Source organism: Spirillospora sp. CA-294931 (genome assembly GCF_050946795.1).
Classification (GTDB): Bacteria; Actinomycetota; Actinomycetes; order Streptosporangiales; family Streptosporangiaceae; genus Spirillospora.
This window is the reverse complement of sequence record NZ_CP192006.1, coordinates 3,609,068-3,624,444: the sequence shown is the minus strand read 5'-3', so window position 1 is coordinate 3,624,444 and position 15,377 is coordinate 3,609,068. Positions and strand designations below refer to the sequence as shown.

The 15,377-nt window shown below is 73.2% G+C and carries 12 protein-coding genes; 5 read left to right on the top strand and 7 right to left on the bottom strand.

Annotated features, from left to right (window positions below):
* Positions 1–17 precede the first annotated feature (17 nt).
* A complete protein-coding gene (locus ACQPY4_RS16080) occupies positions 18–1,079 on the bottom strand; it encodes a mechanosensitive ion channel family protein (RefSeq protein WP_433337052.1) in 1,062 nt (353 codons plus the stop codon).
* Between the two features lie 157 nt (positions 1,080–1,236).
* Here ACQPY4_RS16080 and ACQPY4_RS16075 point away from each other — a divergent pair, with 157 nt between their 5' ends.
* Complete coding sequence (locus tag ACQPY4_RS16075; RefSeq protein WP_433337050.1) at positions 1,237–2,898, top strand: CocE/NonD family hydrolase; 1,662 nt, start codon at positions 1,237–1,239, stop codon at positions 2,896–2,898.
* 6 nt (positions 2,899–2,904) lie between these two features.
* Here the strand turns inward: ACQPY4_RS16075 and ACQPY4_RS16070 are convergent, their stop codons facing one another.
* The 3 genes from ACQPY4_RS16070 to ACQPY4_RS16060 form a co-directional block, all read right to left on the bottom strand.
* Complete coding sequence (locus ACQPY4_RS16070; protein WP_433337048.1) at positions 2,905–3,357, bottom strand: peroxiredoxin; 453 nt, start codon at positions 3,355–3,357, stop codon at positions 2,905–2,907.
* A gap of 234 nt (positions 3,358–3,591) precedes the next feature.
* Complete coding sequence (locus ACQPY4_RS16065) at positions 3,592–4,203, bottom strand: histone deacetylase (protein WP_433337046.1); 612 nt, start codon at positions 4,201–4,203, stop codon at positions 3,592–3,594.
* A 21-nt stretch (positions 4,204–4,224) separates the two neighbouring features.
* The gene (locus ACQPY4_RS16060) at positions 4,225–5,487 is read right to left on the bottom strand and encodes a serpin family protein (RefSeq protein ID WP_433337044.1); all 1,263 of its coding nucleotides are present in this window, start codon (positions 5,485–5,487) and stop codon (positions 4,225–4,227) included.
* 146 nt (positions 5,488–5,633) lie between these two features.
* On the opposite strand from ACQPY4_RS16060, the gene ACQPY4_RS16055 reads away from it, so the two are divergent.
* The 3 genes from ACQPY4_RS16055 (at position 5,634) to ACQPY4_RS16045 (ending at position 10,296) form a co-directional block, all read left to right on the top strand.
* Positions 5,634–6,884 (top strand): glycosyltransferase, encoded by a 1,251-nt coding sequence (locus ACQPY4_RS16055; protein WP_433337042.1) that lies wholly within the window; start codon positions 5,634–5,636, stop codon positions 6,882–6,884.
* A 137-nt stretch (positions 6,885–7,021) separates the two neighbouring features.
* A complete protein-coding gene (locus ACQPY4_RS16050; RefSeq protein ID WP_433337040.1) occupies positions 7,022–9,955 on the top strand; it encodes a helix-turn-helix transcriptional regulator in 2,934 nt (977 codons plus the stop codon).
* Between the two features lie 128 nt (positions 9,956–10,083).
* The gene (locus tag ACQPY4_RS16045; RefSeq protein ID WP_433337038.1) at positions 10,084–10,296 is read left to right on the top strand and encodes a hypothetical protein; all 213 of its coding nucleotides are present in this window, start codon (positions 10,084–10,086) and stop codon (positions 10,294–10,296) included.
* 19 nt (positions 10,297–10,315) lie between these two features.
* Here ACQPY4_RS16045 and ACQPY4_RS16040 read toward each other — a convergent pair whose 3' ends face one another.
* The 3 genes from ACQPY4_RS16040 to ACQPY4_RS16030 form a co-directional block, all read right to left on the bottom strand.
* Entirely contained in the window at positions 10,316–11,269 is a 954-nt protein-coding gene (locus ACQPY4_RS16040) for an ornithine cyclodeaminase family protein (RefSeq protein ID WP_433337036.1), read from the bottom strand.
* A 14-nt stretch (positions 11,270–11,283) separates the two neighbouring features.
* On the bottom strand, positions 11,284–12,423 hold the full coding sequence (gene chrA, locus ACQPY4_RS16035) for a chromate efflux transporter (protein ID WP_433337034.1): 1,140 nt from the start codon (positions 12,421–12,423) through the stop codon (positions 11,284–11,286).
* A 410-nt stretch (positions 12,424–12,833) separates the two neighbouring features.
* Positions 12,834–13,826, bottom strand: coding sequence for an ABC transporter ATP-binding protein (locus ACQPY4_RS16030; RefSeq protein WP_433337032.1), 993 nt, complete (start codon positions 13,824–13,826; stop codon positions 12,834–12,836).
* A gap of 345 nt (positions 13,827–14,171) precedes the next feature.
* On the opposite strand from ACQPY4_RS16030, the gene ACQPY4_RS16025 reads away from it, so the two are divergent.
* Positions 14,172–15,266, top strand: a complete 1,095-nt coding sequence (locus ACQPY4_RS16025) for a S1 family peptidase (protein ID WP_433337030.1) — start codon at positions 14,172–14,174, stop codon at positions 15,264–15,266.
* Positions 15,267–15,377 lie beyond the last annotated feature (111 nt).

The following is a 15,377-nucleotide window of genomic DNA, read 5'->3' as shown; positions in this document are numbered from 1 at the left end:
CTGACCGGCGCCCCGGATCACTTCACGACGCCCAGGTCCGGGGCGCCGCCGTTCTGACCGGCGATGATGACCTTCCGCATCGGGAACGGGATCTCGATGCCCTCCAGGAGGAAGCGCCGGTGCAGCCGCTTCACGAACTCGTGCTTGATCCGGAACTGCTCGCCGAACTCGCTGGTGCGCAGGATGACGGTGAAGTCGATGCTGGAGTCGGAGAAGGTGTGGAAGCGCACCAGCACCTCGGTCTCCTTCACCCCGCCCTCGACCTCGTTCATGACCTCCTGGCCGACCTCGGTGACGACCTTCTCCACCTGGTCCAGGTCGCTGTCGTAGGCGACGCTCGCCTGGAGCAGCAGCGACATGTCCTGGGCCGGACGGTGGTAGTTCGTCAGGATCGTGTCGGAGAACCGCGCGTTCGGGATCACCTCGATGTTGTCCGAGAGCGTCCGGATCGAGGTGTTGCGCCAGTTTATGTCGACGACGTAGCCCTGCTGGCCGCTGGACAGCTTGATGTAGTCGCCCGGCTCGATCGTCTTGGACGCCAGCACGTGCACGCCCGCGAACAGGTTGGCCAGAGTGTCCTGGAGGGCGAGCGCCACCGCCAGGCCGCCGACGCCCAGGGCGCCCAGAAGCGGGGTGATGGTGACGCCGATGCTCTGCAGCATCACCAGTATCCCGATGCCCAGGACCAGCACGCGGGTGATGTTGGCGAAGATCGTGACGTTGGCCGCCACGCCCTGCCGGGCCAGCGTGACCTCCGAGACGATCCCCGCGATCAGCCGGGCCAGCGCCAGCGACACCACGACGATCACCAGCGCGGTGATCACCCGGTTGGTGTAGCGGATCGCCTGGTCGTCCAGCTCCAGGATCGGCGCGGCCAGCCAGGCGCCGCCCAGGACGGCCATCGGGAAGGCCAGGTCGCGCAGCAGCCGCGCGGCCAGGTCGTCCCAGGCCCACGTGGTGTCGCCGGCGCGGCGGGTCAGCCGTCCGGCCAGGAAGCGCAGCAGCACCGCGACCGCGAGCGCGGCCGCCAGCACGGCGACCGCCGCGGTCACCTCGCCCCAGCCCAGATGATCAGGCATGGCGTGAATCTCTCCCTCCGGTGCCGCGCGCGTCGATGCGGTGATTGCGGCACCTATCCGGATACGCCCTGATCGTAGTGAACCGGCCGACCGCGCGTGGCCAAGGCCACGGAGCGTCCCGGTGTGAACGTCCGACCGGGCGTTTACGATCGATCAGGTGGTAGATCTCGCGAGGGCGCGCCGTCTGGGGGTCACGGCGCTGGGTCTGACGAACGGCCCCCACGCCGTCAAGGTCGTCCGCGACCTGGAGGTCCCGGTCCCTGCGGCCGGGGGCGACGACGAGAACGTGACGCTGCTGGCCGACCACTACGCCCCGGTCGGGCTCGACCGTCCGCCGGTCATCCTGGTCCGGTCGCCCTACGGGCGGCGCGGGCCGTTCGGGCTGATGTGCGGGCAGGCGTTCGCGTCCCACGGGTTCCAGGCCGTGGTGCAGAGCGTGCGCGGCGGGTTCGGCTCCGGTGGCGTCTTCGAGCCGCTCGACGAGCGCGAGGACGGCCTGGCCACGATCAAGTGGCTCAAGGAGCAGCCCTGGTTCGGCGGCACGTTCGCCATGCACGGCCCCAGCTACCTCGGCTACGTCCAGTGGGCGGTCGCCGCCGAGGCCGGGCCCGAGCTCAAGGCGCTGTCGATGCAGGTCACGGCGTCCTCGTTCCGCGACGCGGTCAACTTCGGCGGCGGCTTCGCGCTGGAGGCCATGCTCACCTGGATCGACGTCACCGCCCGGATGAAGCACCCGCTCTCGGGCATCACCACCGGCATCATGTCGCCGCGCCGGGCGCGGCGCGCGGCCCTGTCGGGCAAGCCCCTGGGCGAGCTGGACGTCCTGGCGACCGGCGCGCAGCAGCGGTTCTTCCAGGATGTCCTGGCCAACGGCCGCGACACCCCGTTCTGGGACCGCCGCGACTTCGGCGCCACCGTCGCCGACGTCACCGCCCCGGTCAACATGACCGGCGGCTGGTACGACATCTTCCTGCCCTGGCAGCTCAAGGACTACGCGGCGCTGCGCGCGGCCGGGCGCCGCCCCTACCTCACCATCGGCCCCTGGACCCACGCCGACGCCCGGATGATGCGCGGCTCGGTCGGCGAGGCCGTCGCCTGGTTCCGCGCCCACCTGCTCGACGACCCGGGCGGCCTGCGCGAGCAGCCCGTCCGCGTCCACGTCACCGGCGCGGACGAGTGGCGCGAGTTCCCCGAGTGGCCCGTCCCGGGAATCGGTGAGCAGCGCTGGCACCTGCGGCCCGGCGGCGGGCTCGCGACCGGCGTCCCGCCGGAGTCCGCGCCCGACACCTACCGGTACGACCCGGCGCACCCCACCCCGTTCCTGGGCGGGCCCAGCCTGCTCGGCGGGCAGCGTCCGGTCACCGACCAGCGCAAGCTGGAGCAGCGCCGCGACGTCCTGACCTTCACCTCCGACGTCCTCGACGCCGATCTTGAGATCATCGGCCCGGTGACGGCCGACCTGTACGTCCGCTCCGACCGCGAGCACACCGACTTCGTCGTCCGGCTCTGCGACGTCGGCCCGGACGGCGAGTCGCTCAACCTGTGCGAGGGCATGCGGCGGCTCGTCCCCGGCGAGCCCGCCGCCGACGAGGACGGCGTCCGCCGGGTGGCCGTGGAGCTGTGGCCCGCCGGGCACCGCTTCCGCGCGGGGCACCGCGTCCGCGTCCAGGTGTGCAGCGGCGCCTACCCGAGGGTGGCCCGCAACACCGGCACGGGCGAGCCGATCGGCACGGCCACCACGATGGTCACCGCCGCGCAGGAGATCTTCCACGACCCGGCGCGCCCGTCCGCGATCACCCTTCCGGTGCTGCCGGGCTGACGGCGCTCACGAACGCCGGCGCAGCGCCTCCAGGGCACGGTCCGCGTGCACGTTCGCGCGGACCTCGCTCTTGATCACCGCCAGGACGCGCCGGTCGGTGTCGATCACGAACGTCTGCCGCTTGGTCGGCGCCAGCGCCAGCCCGCGCTTCACGCCGAACGCGTCGCGCACCCTGCCGTCCTCGTCCGACAGCAGCGGGTACCCGAACCCGTGCTTGTCGGAGAACTCCTTCTGCTTGCCGACCGCGTCGGCGCTGATCCCCACCGGGTGCGCTCCCAGCTCCGCCAGCTCGGCCGACACGTCACGGAAATGGCACGCCTCGGCGGTGCACACGGGAGTCATGGCCCCGGGGTAGAAGAACAGCACCACGGGCCCCTTCTCCAGCAGCCCGCCCAGCGTGCGCGTCTCCCCCGTCTCATCGGGCAGCGCGAAGTCCTCGACCACTTCACCGACCTTCATCCCCCGAAGCTATCCCGCCCCCAACCCACCGGTAACCCCTCCCACCCGAGACCCCCCTCACACCCACCCAACCCAGCAACGACAAGGAATGCGCGCTCGCGGCTCCGCCGCGAGCACGCATTCCTTGGCCCCGCTCCCCCGCACGGCCGCGCGTCGCGAACGGCCGCACTGACTCTGCGCCGTGCGCACCTTCGCGAATCCCACGTGTCCCGTGCTTCGGCTCGGCGACCTGGGTCAGGTGAGGAGGGTGGTTATTTGGGGGGTGGTCCAGGTGCCTTGGGCGCCGGGGCGGGTGCTCAGGTAGGCGGCGGCTTGGGGTGGGGGCCAGCCGTGGGACTCGCGCAGGCCGTGGCCGAGCATCGTCAGGTAGGGGGCGGTGGGGGCGTTGAGGTCGGCGTCGGCGGTGCCGTGGGGGGAGGTGAAGGTGAGCATCGGGTGGCCGTCGCGGTCGCCGACCTTGATGATCGTCTCGTAGCGGCCGGGGCCGAGGGTCTGGCGGCTGGTGGTCAGGACCTCGGTGAGGTCGGGGTCGGCGCCGGTCTCGCGGCGCATCTCCTGGGAGACGATGTCGCAGAACTGGGCGCGGGTGACCAGGTAGGCGCGGGCGGCGGCCCGGCCGGGCAGGGTGGGGTCGTAGAAGGCCATGCCGCCTCCCCAGGTGAGGGAGGTCAGGGCGAAGTAGATGCCGCCGGGCAGCGTGACACGACGTTCGGCGCGGGCCGGGCTGGGGTCACGGCAGCCCGTGTAGTGCCGCGCGCCGCCCGCGGGGCGGCCGCCCGCCAGGTAGCAGGCGAACCGCTCGCGGTAGAGGTTCGATCCGTAGGCCACGTACCAGACCGCGTCCATGGCCCCCAGTATCGCGGGAGATCAGGACTTGGACGGGTCGGCGACGCGGGCGAGGAACAGGGGCTCGCCGGTGCGGGTGTCGCGGACGAGCAGGAGGTAGGGGCGGTCGAACACGACCTTCGTGCCGGCGGGCGGCGGGGCGGAGGTGACCTCCACGCCGCTTCCGGTGGCGGCGGCCGCCTCGGTGCCCTTCTCGTCGACGAGCAGGGTCGCGGCGTGGTGGACGAAGGCGAGCTTGCCCGCCTTGGGCGACAGCCCGGTCAGGTCGGCCTTGTCGGAGAACGCGGTGCCCATGCCGAGATCGGCGAGCATCGGCTTCATGTCGGCCTTGGAGCGCAGCTTCACCTTGGGCATGGAGATCTGGACGGCGGACGGGGTGAGCGCCCCGGTGACCTTGTCGAGGGTGGCGGCGTCGAGGGCGGGGCAGCCGCGGGCGCCGGGCTCGGGGAGCAGCGCGGTCATGCTGATGCGGCGGCCCTGGTAGGGCATGTCGACCGCCGTCCAGCCGCCCGCGCGGGCGTAGCGCAGGTCGCCGCCGTCGCGGCTCATCGTCGGTGTGGTGATCTTCGTGCCGGACGAGGTGGTGAACGGGCGGTTCTGGGTGTCGGAGCGTTTGAACGCGCTCTCCCACTTGGCCTTCAGGTAGACCGCGTCGGTGAGGACCCAGCCGATGTCCTTCTTCACCGACCCCTCGGGCAGCAGGTCGGCGATGTGGCCGCCGGTGGCCTTCTTGATGTCGGCGTTGATGGTCTTGCGCGCGCCTTCGGGGTCCTTCTCGAAGTCGACGAGGTTCAGCCCGGCGTCGTAGGCCGTGGCGACCTGGTCGAGGTAGGCGGCGTTGGGCCGCCAGGTCTTGTTGGACCAGACCTGGTCGGTGGTCTTGAGCGTGACGTCCGGGCCGTTGGCGCTCCTGAACGCCTGGTTGCGCGCGCGGAGCCCGGCCAGGGGGTCGCCGCCGGGCTGGCGGAGCGTGCGGGTCATCGCGGCGGCGGTCTCGCCGCGCGCGGCGAACCTGACCATGCCGAGGCCGCTGGACAGGCTGCTGGGCGAAAAGACCACGTTCTTGCCCGGGTCCTTGCGGCACCAGGCCGACAGGACGGCGAGTCCGAAGGCGGCGTCGCCACGCGCGTACGGGCGGGGGTCACCGGCCGGGACGGTCTTCACCGTCCCCTTGACCAGGCTCGCCGTGGGCGCCTCGGAGTCTCCGCAGGCGGCCAGGAGCGAACCGGCCACCACGGTGGCGGCGGCGCATCCGAGTGCGGGGTTTCTGCGCAGAGAACTCATAGACCTGGGACGGTGTGGCGTGGCTCACGGTTCCGCGTTTGGGCGAAATGTTTGGGATGACCCGCCGACGGAAAGAAGATTCACCGAGTGGGTGTCTAAGACGCAGATACCTCCAGGTTATGTCGTGCCGACCCGGAGGTCTCATCATGCAACGCACCCTGACCATCGCGCTCGTCTCCGCCTCCGGCCCCGACGACGAGCACACGCAATCGATCCACCTGCGCGAACTCTCGCCCGCCCTGGCCCGTGAGGCCACCGAGGACGAGGACGGCAGCCAGGTCACCCTCTACGCGCGCCGCCAGGACGGTGCGGCGCGCACTCGGGGGCGGCTCGGCCCGGGCGCGACCCTCCAGACCCTGGAGGCCGGCCCGGCACGCCCGCTGGAGGACGAGGCGCTGCTCGACCACGTCAGGGACCTGGCGGACGGGCTCCGTCGCCGCTGGAGCGGCGCGGGGCGTCCCGACGTCGTGCACGCCCACGGGTGGATCGGCGGGCTCGCCGCCTGCGCCGTCGCCCGCGAGATGGACCTGCCCTTCGCCTTCACCCCGCACGGGCTCGCCACGATCGAGCTGCGCGCCGGACGCCCGGCCCACCCCGCGCGGGCCCGCATGGAGAAGGCCATCGCCGCCGGAGCGCGCGTGATCGTGACGGCCTGCCAGGACGAGGCCGAGGCGCTGGTGCGGATGGGCGTCCCGCGCAAGAAGATCTCGGTCATCCCCTACGGCGTCGACACCGAGCAGTTCTGCCAGGTGGGGCCCGCGATGCCGCGCGGCGAACGCGATCGGCTGGTCACGGTGAGCCGCGATCTGGAAGACGGCGGCGTCGCGACGGCGATCCGCGCCCTGGCCGAGGTCCCCGACGCCGAGCTCGCGGTGGCGGGCGGCCCCGACCGCGACGGCGTCGAGAACGACCCGGCCGTCCACCGGCTGAGCCTGCTGGCCAAGGAGCTGCACGTCTCCGATCGGGTGATCTTCCTCGGCCGGATGCCGCGCAAGTCGCTCCCCCGCCTGCTGCGGACGGCGCGCCTGGTGCTGAGCCTGTCGCCGGACCGGCCCTCGCCGCTGGTTCCGCTGGAGGCCATGGCCTGCGGCGTTCCGGTCGTGGCCACGCCCAGGGGCGGCGCCGCCGACAGCGTCCTGGACCAGATCACCGGCCTGCACGTCCCGGCCGGACGGCCCGTCCCGGCCGGACGGGCGATCCGCCGCCTGCTGTCGGAGGAGACCACGCTGCACGGGTACTCGATCGCGGCCGCCGACCGGGCCAGCTCCCGCTACGGCTGGAACCGGATCGCCGCCGAGCACCTGCGCGCCTACGAGCGGCTGGTCCCCAAGCCCGAGCCGGAGCCCGAGCCCGAGACGGGCCCGGACGACGAGCTCGCCGAGGCCCTGACCATGTGAGTCCCGCCACCCGAAACGACCCCCGGCCCTCCCCAGGGCCGGGGGTCGCGGCGTTTTCCGGTGCCGAAAGGAACGATCCATCGCGCGGTCGCCACGGTGTGTCCGATAGATCCCTCGCAGGTGAAATACTTTGCGGCATGGTGGGTGGCGGAGCTCGAGGAACACTGATCGGCCGGGCGGCCGAGCTCGGCGCGCTCGTCGGAGCCCTCGACCGGGCCGCCGCCGAGCGGCCCGGGGTGGTCCTGGTGAGCGGTGACGCCGGGGTCGGCAAGAGCCACCTGGTCAACGCGCTGGTGCTGGCCGCCCGCGAGCGCGGCTGCACGATCCTGACCGGCCAGTGCGCCGAGCTGGGCGAGAGCATGGCCTACCTGCCCCTCGCCGACGCCCTGTGGACCGCCGTCCGCCGCGAATCGCCCGAGACCGCCGAGCTGCGCGCGGCCGTCGAGGCCCGTCCCGTCCTCGGCCGCCTGCTGCCCGACGGCGGCGGCGCGGGCGAGCCCGAAGGCGCGGGCGAGCTCGGCCAGCAGCAGCTCTTCGGCGCCACGCTGGGCCTGCTGGGCGAGCTGGGACGCGCCCGGCCCGTCCTGCTGGTCCTGGAAGACCTGCACTGGGCCGACCGCTCGACCCGCCATCTGCTGACGTTCCTGAGCCGCGTCCTGCAGCGCGAACGGGTCTGCCTGGTCGGCACCTACCGCGCCGACGACCTGCACCGCCGCCATCCGCTGCGGCCGGTGGTCGCCGAGCTGCTGCGGCTGCCCAACGTGTCCTCGGTCGACGTGCGGCCGTTCCGTCCCGGCGAGACCGCCGAGTACCTGGCCGCGCTGGCCGCCGGGGGCGATCCGCCCACCGCCGAGGAGATCGAGCACGTCCACCAGCGCTCGGAGGGCAACCCGTTCTACGCCGGCGAGCTGTTCACGGCCCCCGCGGGCGGCGCCGACCAGCTGCCCTCGGGGCTGGCCGACCTGCTGCTGGCCCGGGTCGAGCAGCTCTCGGAGGACGCGGCCGAGGTCGTCCGGGTGGCGGCCGTGGCCGGGCGGCGGGTCAACGACGAGAAGGTCCGCCGCGTCTCGTGGCTCGACCAGGAGACGGTCGGCGCGGCGCTGCGCGAGATCGTCTCGCACCAGCTGCTGGTCCCCGACGGCGGCGTCGGTTACACCTTCCGCCACGCGCTGCTGCGCGAGGCCGTCTACACCGACCTGCTGCCGGGCGAGCGGACGCGGCTGCACGCGGCGTTCGCGGCCCTGCTGTCGGACGGCGGCTCCCCGGCCGAGCTGGCCTACCACAGCCTGGCCGCCCACGACCTGCCGACGGCGTTCGCCGCGTCCGTCCGAGCGGGCCGCGACGCCGACCGGCTGGGGGCGCCCGCCGAGGCGGCCGAGCACTACGACCAGGCGCTGGAGCTGTGGGAGGCGGTGCCGGACGCCGCCGAGGCGGCCGGCACCGACCGGATCTCGCTGGCCCTGCACGCCGTCCGGGCGCTGGGCCGGGCGGGCGAGGTCAGGCGCGCGGTCCACCGGCTGCGGCGGCTGCTGAAGGCCGCCGACCCCGACGACGTCCGGCTGGGCGTCAAGATCCGCGAGCATCTGGCGTCCTACCTCCAGGAGATCGACTGCGACGAGGAGGCGCAGAACATCGCGCGCGAGGCCGTGGCGATGCTGCGGCCCGACCCGCCGACCGTCGAGCGGGCGGCCGCCCTGGCCACCTACGCCAGGACGCTGTTCGTCAGCGACCCGGGCGAGGAGATGCCCGCGCTGGCCGAGGAGGCGATCGCGGCCTCCCGCGCCGCCGGGGCCGCCGACGCCGAGGCCAGCGCGCAGGTCACGCTGGGCATCTACCGGGAGCGGCGGGAGGCCGCCTCCGACGTCGCCGAGGTCTTCGCCAAGGCCCGCGACCTGGCCATCAAGGACGGCAACCACTCGGTCGCGCTGCGCGCGGCGTTCCACTACGCCCGCACCAAGTTCGACCGGGGCGATCTGGCGGGCGCCTCGGTGGCGGCCGACGAGGGCGTCCGGCTCACCAAGGACCGCGGCCTGGAGTGGAGCGGCGCCGGGACGACGATGCGCTGCCTCCAGTACCTGATCCACTACACCGGCAGCGACTGGGTGCAGGCCCGGCGGCTGGCCGACGACTTCGCCGTCCAGGTGGTGCGCACCTCCGAGGCCCAGCTGTCGGCCTACGCGCTGTTCGTGGAGGTCGCCCAGGGCGACGCCACCGTCGCCGAGCGCCTGCGCTGGATCGAGCCGCTGTGGGCGGGCGACGGCCTGCTCGACTACATCGCCCGGGGACTGGCCACCGAGCACGCGCTGTGGAACGGCGACCTCGATCGGGCGGTGGAGCATCTGGAGGGCGCCATGGCCACGCTCGCGCCCAACGACGTCGGCGGCATCAGGATCGCGGCCACCGGGCTGTGGGCGCACGCCGACCGCGCCGCGCGGGCCCGGGCGGCCGGTGACGCGGCGGGAGCCGCGGCCTCGGTGCGCGCCGCCGACGAGCTGATCCTCGTCGCGCGCGGCAGCGCGACGCTGACGCCCGCCGGGCAGCCCCGGGCCTGGCTCGGTCTTGAGGGGCGCGCCTGGCTGGCCCGCGCCGAGGCCGAGCTGCTGCGCGCGCACGGCGAGCACGACCCCGACGCGTGGCGCCGGGTCGTCGACGCGTTCGACTACGGCTTCGACTACGAGGTGGCGCGGTCGCGCTGGCGGCTGGCCGAGGCGCTGGCCGAACGGGGCGAGCGCGAGGAGGCGTCCGCCGAGTGGCGGGCGGCCGTCGCCCGGGCCGAGAGCCTGGGCGCGCTCCCGCTGCTGCGCGCGCTGAAGGACCTGGGCGCCCGCGCCCGGCTCGCCTCGGCCGCGCCGCGCCCGTCCGGCAACGGGTCGGGCCCGCTGGCGGCCCTGACCGTCCGCGAGCGCGAGGTGCTCAGGCTGGTGGCCGAGGGCCGCAACAACCGCGAGATCGCGGCGGCGCTGTTCATCTCGCCGAAGACCGCCAGCGTCCATGTGTCCAACATCCTGGGCAAACTCGGCGTGCACAGCCGGACGCAGGCCGCCGCACTCGCGCACCGCGAGGGCGGCTGAGACCCCGCGCAATTCCATTCAGGCGTTGCAAGGCGTTGCTTGCTGGCCAACTGACCGTAACCACGGGACATCTTCTTCAACCTGGGGTACACCGGAGACAGCACCTACGCGCCGGAGGTGGTCCCGCGATGCCCCGTCGTCGAGGCCGGCCGCACAGGCCCCGCACCCGCTGCCCGAGCGGCAAGGTCCGGTTCAAGGACCGGATCGCCGCCACCCTGGCGCTGGCCACGATCCAGCGCCAGGGCAGACCCGACCGAGACAAGATGGAGGCCCGCGCCTATCGGTGCCCGGACTGCGCGGGGTGGCACCTCACCTCCAGCAGGACGCGGACAGCGCGCTAGCCGCGGGGCGGGGGCGGGGTCAGCCGAGGAAGTCGAACGACGTCCCCGCCCCCGCCTCCAGGGCCGCCCGGTAGGCGGTCCACCCGACCGCGAGGTCCTGCCAGGGCAGGCCCACGGGCGCGTAGACGGTGAGCTCGCCCTCGCGCACCCTTCCGGGGACCTCGCCGTTCAGCAGGTCGCGCAGCGTCCCGGCGGCCTGCGCGACGTCCATCCCGGCCCCGGCCAGCACGCCCATCTCGACCGCGAGCGCGACGTCGTCGACCACGACGCGGGCGCCCTGGAGCAGGTCGGCCGAGAGCTCGGTCTTGCCGGGCTCGTCGGCCCCGAGCGAGGTCACCTGGGCGCCCTGGGCGATGTCGGCGGCGTGCAGGATCGGACGGCGCGCCCAGGTCGCCACGATCACGATCGCGGCGTCCCGCACCGCCGCGCGCGGGTCGGCCGCCACCGCCGCGGGCGTGCCCAGGCGTTCGCCGTGCCGCTCGGCGAAGTCGGTGGCGCGTCCGGTGTCCAGGTCGCAGACCGTGAGGCCGTGCACCTGCCGCAGCTCGGCCAGCCCGCGCATCACCAGCTCGGACTGCGCCCCGGCGCCGATCACCGCGACGGTGACGGCCTCGCGGCGCGCCAGGGCGTGGGTGCCGAGCGCGGCGGCAAGCCCCGTCCGCCACGCGGTGACGGTGGCCGAGTCGAGCACGGCCAGCAGCTCGCCGGTCTCCAGGTCGTGCAGGCAGATGACGCCGCGCAGCGCCGGGCGCCGCGTGGGGAACTTGGCGTTGACCTTGACCGTGTAGGCGGGGACGCCGTCGATGACGCCCGGGATGAGCGCCGTCGCCGTCCCCGGCCCGGGAAGGGACGCCACCACCCGCCGGGCCTGGACGTCCACCTCCTCGGCGGTGAACCCCCGGCGCAGCGCGTCCAGGCACTCCACCGGGTCGAGCAGACCCTCAAGCGTGGAGCGGTTCAGCAGCAACGTCACCGCCCCATTCTCCGTCACCCGCCGACCGGGAGGCCCGCGAAGGCGGCCAGGACGCCCAGGGCGGCGGCGCCCAGGAGGGTCTGGACGACGCCCCGGCGCATGACCACCAGCCACAGGGCGGCCAGCGCGAGGACGGCGAACTGCCAAGGATGGTCAAGGGTCAGCGTCAGCATGACGGCCGAGCCTCCGATGGCGCCGATGACGGCCGGGCCCGCGCCGTCGAGGAACGCCTGGACGGTGCGGCTCTCGCGCAGCCGGTCGAAGCGCGGGGCACCCAGCAGCACCAGGACGAACGAGGGCCCGAACGCGACCGCCGCTGCCAGCAGACCGCCAAGCAGGCCCGCCGCGGCGTAGCCGACGACGGCCACGGTCTGCACGACGGGGCCGGGGGTGATCTGGCCGAGGGCGACGGCCGTGGTGAACTCGCCGGACGTCATCCAGTGATACCGATCCACGGACTCGGCCTGCATCAGCGGAATGATCACGAAGCCGCCGCCGTAGGACAAGGCACCGACCTTGAAGGCGACCCAGCCCAGCGCCCCCAGGCCACCCAACGCCGGGGTGCCGAGCAGCAGCGGGACGGCCCGCGCGCGGGCGGGCAGCGACCGTCCCCTGACCGCGACCTCGACCAGGCCGCAGGCCAGCAGGACCAGCACCAGGTAGGGCCCGAGCGCGACCGTGGCCACTCCCCCGGCCAGGACGTAGAAGTACCAGCGGGCGCGGCTCCGCGCCCGCTCGCGGCTCGCCGGGACCAGATCGGCGGCGGCGTGCAGCGCGACGGCCGCGACCGCCGACCCCGCACCGGCCGCGGCGCCCCGGATCCACAGGGGCGCCTGCCCGGACAGGAACAGGGCCGCGAGCGCGAGGATCAGCACCAGCCCGGGGACGATGAAGCAGAGCCCGCCCACGACCGCGCCCGCCGGGCCCCGCAGCCGCCAGGCGCAGAAGATCGCCAGCTGGGTGGAGGCGGGGCCCGGCAGCAGGTTGGTGGCGGCGATGCCGTCCTCGAAGTCGCCGGGCGTCATCCAGCGCCGGTCCTTCACGCACAGGCGGCGCAGCAGCGCGATGTGGGCGGGCGGCCCGCCGAAGCCGACACAGCCGATCCGCCCCCATTCGCGGGCGACGGTCGTCAGGGACGGCCTCTCGTCGATCACCCGCCCATCATTGAGGGTGGCGGCCCGAGCCCGCGAACCGATCTCACTCCCTGAACCGGTCGCGGCCCCGGCCGCCACCGAAGAACCCAGCGCCGCGACGCCATCCGCGTTCCACCACCACCCCGACCACCTCTGGCGCGGCGGACACCCGTCCGTCACTGGGGGCGGCGGCCCGAGCCCGCGAGGTGGTCCCACTCCGAGACAGACGCGACCCGGCCACACAGCCCAGCAACGCGACGCCACCCGCGCTCAACCACGCATAGCGCGGCGGACACCCGTCCGCCACTGGGGGCGGCGGCCCATGCGCGCCAGCCCGTCCCACTCCGAGACAGACGCGGCCCCGGCCACACAGCCCAGCGACGCGACGCCACCCGCGCTCGATCACGCATGGCGCCGCGGACGCCCGTCCGTCACTGGGGGCGGCGGCCTGAGCCCGCGAGGCGGTCCCACTCCTTGAGCCAGTCGCGGCCTTGGTCGTCTACGAAGGACCCCGGGGGCGGGGTGACGCGGTGCTCGCTCAGCCACGCGCCCGGGCGGCGCATGGTGGGGCGGACGCGGCCGTCGGTGGGCATCAGCTGGGGAAGGATGGGGGCGGGCATGGCCTTCGGGGCCGGGCCCTCGTTCGCCAGGTCGGCCTGGTCCTTCTCCTCGGCCATGCCGATTGGGCCCTGGCGGCGGGCGTTGAAGAACTGGTTCACCGCCGGGTGGGTGCTGGACAGGATCATCTCGCGCGGCCCGAACATCACCAGGCCGCGGCGGAAGAGCAGGCCGAGGTTGTCGGGCAGGACGCGGGCGGTGCCGATGTCGTGGGTGACGATCAGGAACGTGGCGCCGAGCTCGGCGTTGAGGTCGACGAACAGCTGGTTGAGGTAGGCGGTGCGGACGGGGTCGAGCCCCGAGTCGGGCTCGTCGGCGAGGATCACCTCGGGGTCCAGGACCAGGGCGCGGGCCAGCCCGGCGCGCTTGCGCATCCCGCCGGAGATCTGGCCGGGCAGCTTCTCCTCGGCGCCGGTGAGCCCGACCATCTCCATCTTCTCCAGCACGACCGCGCGGATCGCGGTCTCGCGCATCTTGGTGTGCTCGCGCAGAGGGAAGGCGATGTTGTCGTAGAGGTTCATGGAGCCGAACAGGGCCCCGTCCTGGAAGAGCACGCCGAACTTGCGGCGCATCTCGTACAGGTCGTGCTCGCGCAGGTGCGGGACGTCGTCGCCGTCGACGTACACGTGGCCCGCGTCCGGGCGCAGCAGGCCCACCAGGTTCTTGAGGAAGACCGACTTCCCGGTGCCGGACGGCCCCAGCAGCGCGGAGATCTCCCCGGCCGGGATCGTGAGGCTGACGTCCTCCCAGATGACCTGCCGGCCGAACGACTTCCTGAGGCCCTCGACCCTGATCTCGACGCCCATGGCGCCTCCCCGGCGGGGCGTCCGGGTGGCGGCGGGTCCGCGAACCTTTCTGCCGGCCCCCGCCGTCCTCGACCCTACGACGCGGCCGGGAAGCGGCCAAGGACGGCTTTGGAAGGGCGCTGGAAATCAGGAGGATACCGACATGACCTGCCGAATGTGGCCAATGTTGGTACGTCCAAAGGGTTGATCCTCCCCGAAACGTCGGGTCCATCTCCCACCCATAGTGCCAAGGATGCGAGGGATCTTCGGCATTTTCTCCCCTTTCGCCCGACTGTCCTGATCTTCCAGAGTGTCGGTGACCTCCGGCGCGCCATTCGGGTGCGCCCAACCCCCACTGGAGGCACAGTGAAGATCCGCCACACCCGCGTCACCGCCATCACGGCGGGCACCGGTCTCGCCGCGACCGCCCTGGTCGCGACGGCCGCGTACGCGTCGGCCGGGAGCAACGAGGTCAACGCCGCTCCCGCCGGAACCACGTCCTCGGCCGTCTCGGCCCAGGCGAAGACCGCCAAATCGCTGGCCGCCGAGCTCGGCGCGGCCCGCACGGCGGGCTCGTTCATCGACGAGTCCGGCAAGCTGGTGGTCAACGTGACCGACTCGTCGGCCGCGCAGTCAGTCCGGGCGGCGGGCGCCCAGCCCAAGCTCGTCAAGCGCAGTGGCCAGGACCTGAACAAGATCCACAAGGCGCTGCAGAAGAAGGTCACCACGACCGGCACCGCGTACGCGGTGAACCCCAAGACCAACACGGTCGTGGTGTCGTTCGACAGCTCGGTCACCGGCGCCAAACTGGCGAAGGTGAACAAGCAGCTCAAGCAGTTCGGCTCGGCCGTCACCACCAAGAAGGTGCCCGGTCGGTACAAGCTGTTCACGCTCGGCGGCGAGGCGATCTACGCCGCCCCGTCCGGCCGCTGCTCGCTCGGGTTCAACGCCAAGAAGGGAGAAGAGTACTTCTTCGTCACCGCCGGGCACTGCACCGAACTGGCGGGCAAGACCTGGTTCGCCGACCAGGGCAAGACCAAGAAGCTCGGCACCGCCACCGTCAGCAAGTTCCCCGGTGAGGACTACGCCGTCGTGAAGTACGACGCGGCCCCCGAGGACACCAAGGGCGCGGTGAAGGGCAAGGACGGCGAGGTCGACATCACCGGCGCCGCCGATGCCACCGTGGGTCAGAAGGTGACCCGCAGCGGCAGCACCACCGGTGTCCACGAGGGTGAGGTCACCGCCCTCGACCAGACCGTGAACTACCAGGAGGGGCAGGTCGACGGCCTGATCCAGACCACCGTCTGCGCCGAGCCGGGCGACAGCGGCGGTTCCCTCTACGCCGAGGACAAGGCCCTCGGGCTCACCTCCGGTGGCAGCGGCAACTGCACCAGCGGCGGCGAGACCTTCTTCAACCCGGTGGGCGAGGCCCTGGCCGCGGGTGGCCTGGAGATCTACTGATCTTCGGGATCTGAAGGATAGACAACAACGGTTCTCCCCCCTTGTACGGGCCCCTTTCCGCCGTGTCACTCTCGGGCGCGGCGGGGAGGGGCCCGCCCCCTTGCGGCGACC

Excerpts from the sequence above, each read along its gene's own strand:
- ACQPY4_RS16050 (WP_433337040.1), top strand. The coding sequence starts at position 7,022 with ATGGTGGGTGGCGGAGCTCGAGGAACACTGATCGGCCGGGCGGCCGAG.
- ACQPY4_RS16045 (WP_433337038.1), top strand. The coding sequence starts at position 10,084 with ATGCCCCGTCGTCGAGGCCGGCCGCACAGGCCCCGCACCCGCTGCCCG.
- ACQPY4_RS16080 (WP_433337052.1), bottom strand. The coding sequence starts at position 1,079 with ATGCCTGATCATCTGGGCTGGGGCGAGGTGACCGCGGCGGTCGCCGTG.
- ACQPY4_RS16060 (WP_433337044.1), bottom strand. The coding sequence starts at position 5,487 with ATGAGTTCTCTGCGCAGAAACCCCGCACTCGGATGCGCCGCCGCCACC.
- ACQPY4_RS16055 (WP_433337042.1), top strand. The coding sequence starts at position 5,634 with ATGCAACGCACCCTGACCATCGCGCTCGTCTCCGCCTCCGGCCCCGAC.
- ACQPY4_RS16070 (WP_433337048.1), bottom strand. The coding sequence starts at position 3,357 with ATGAAGGTCGGTGAAGTGGTCGAGGACTTCGCGCTGCCCGATGAGACG.
- ACQPY4_RS16030 (WP_433337032.1), bottom strand. The coding sequence starts at position 13,826 with ATGGGCGTCGAGATCAGGGTCGAGGGCCTCAGGAAGTCGTTCGGCCGG.
- ACQPY4_RS16065 (WP_433337046.1), bottom strand. The coding sequence starts at position 4,203 with ATGGACGCGGTCTGGTACGTGGCCTACGGATCGAACCTCTACCGCGAG.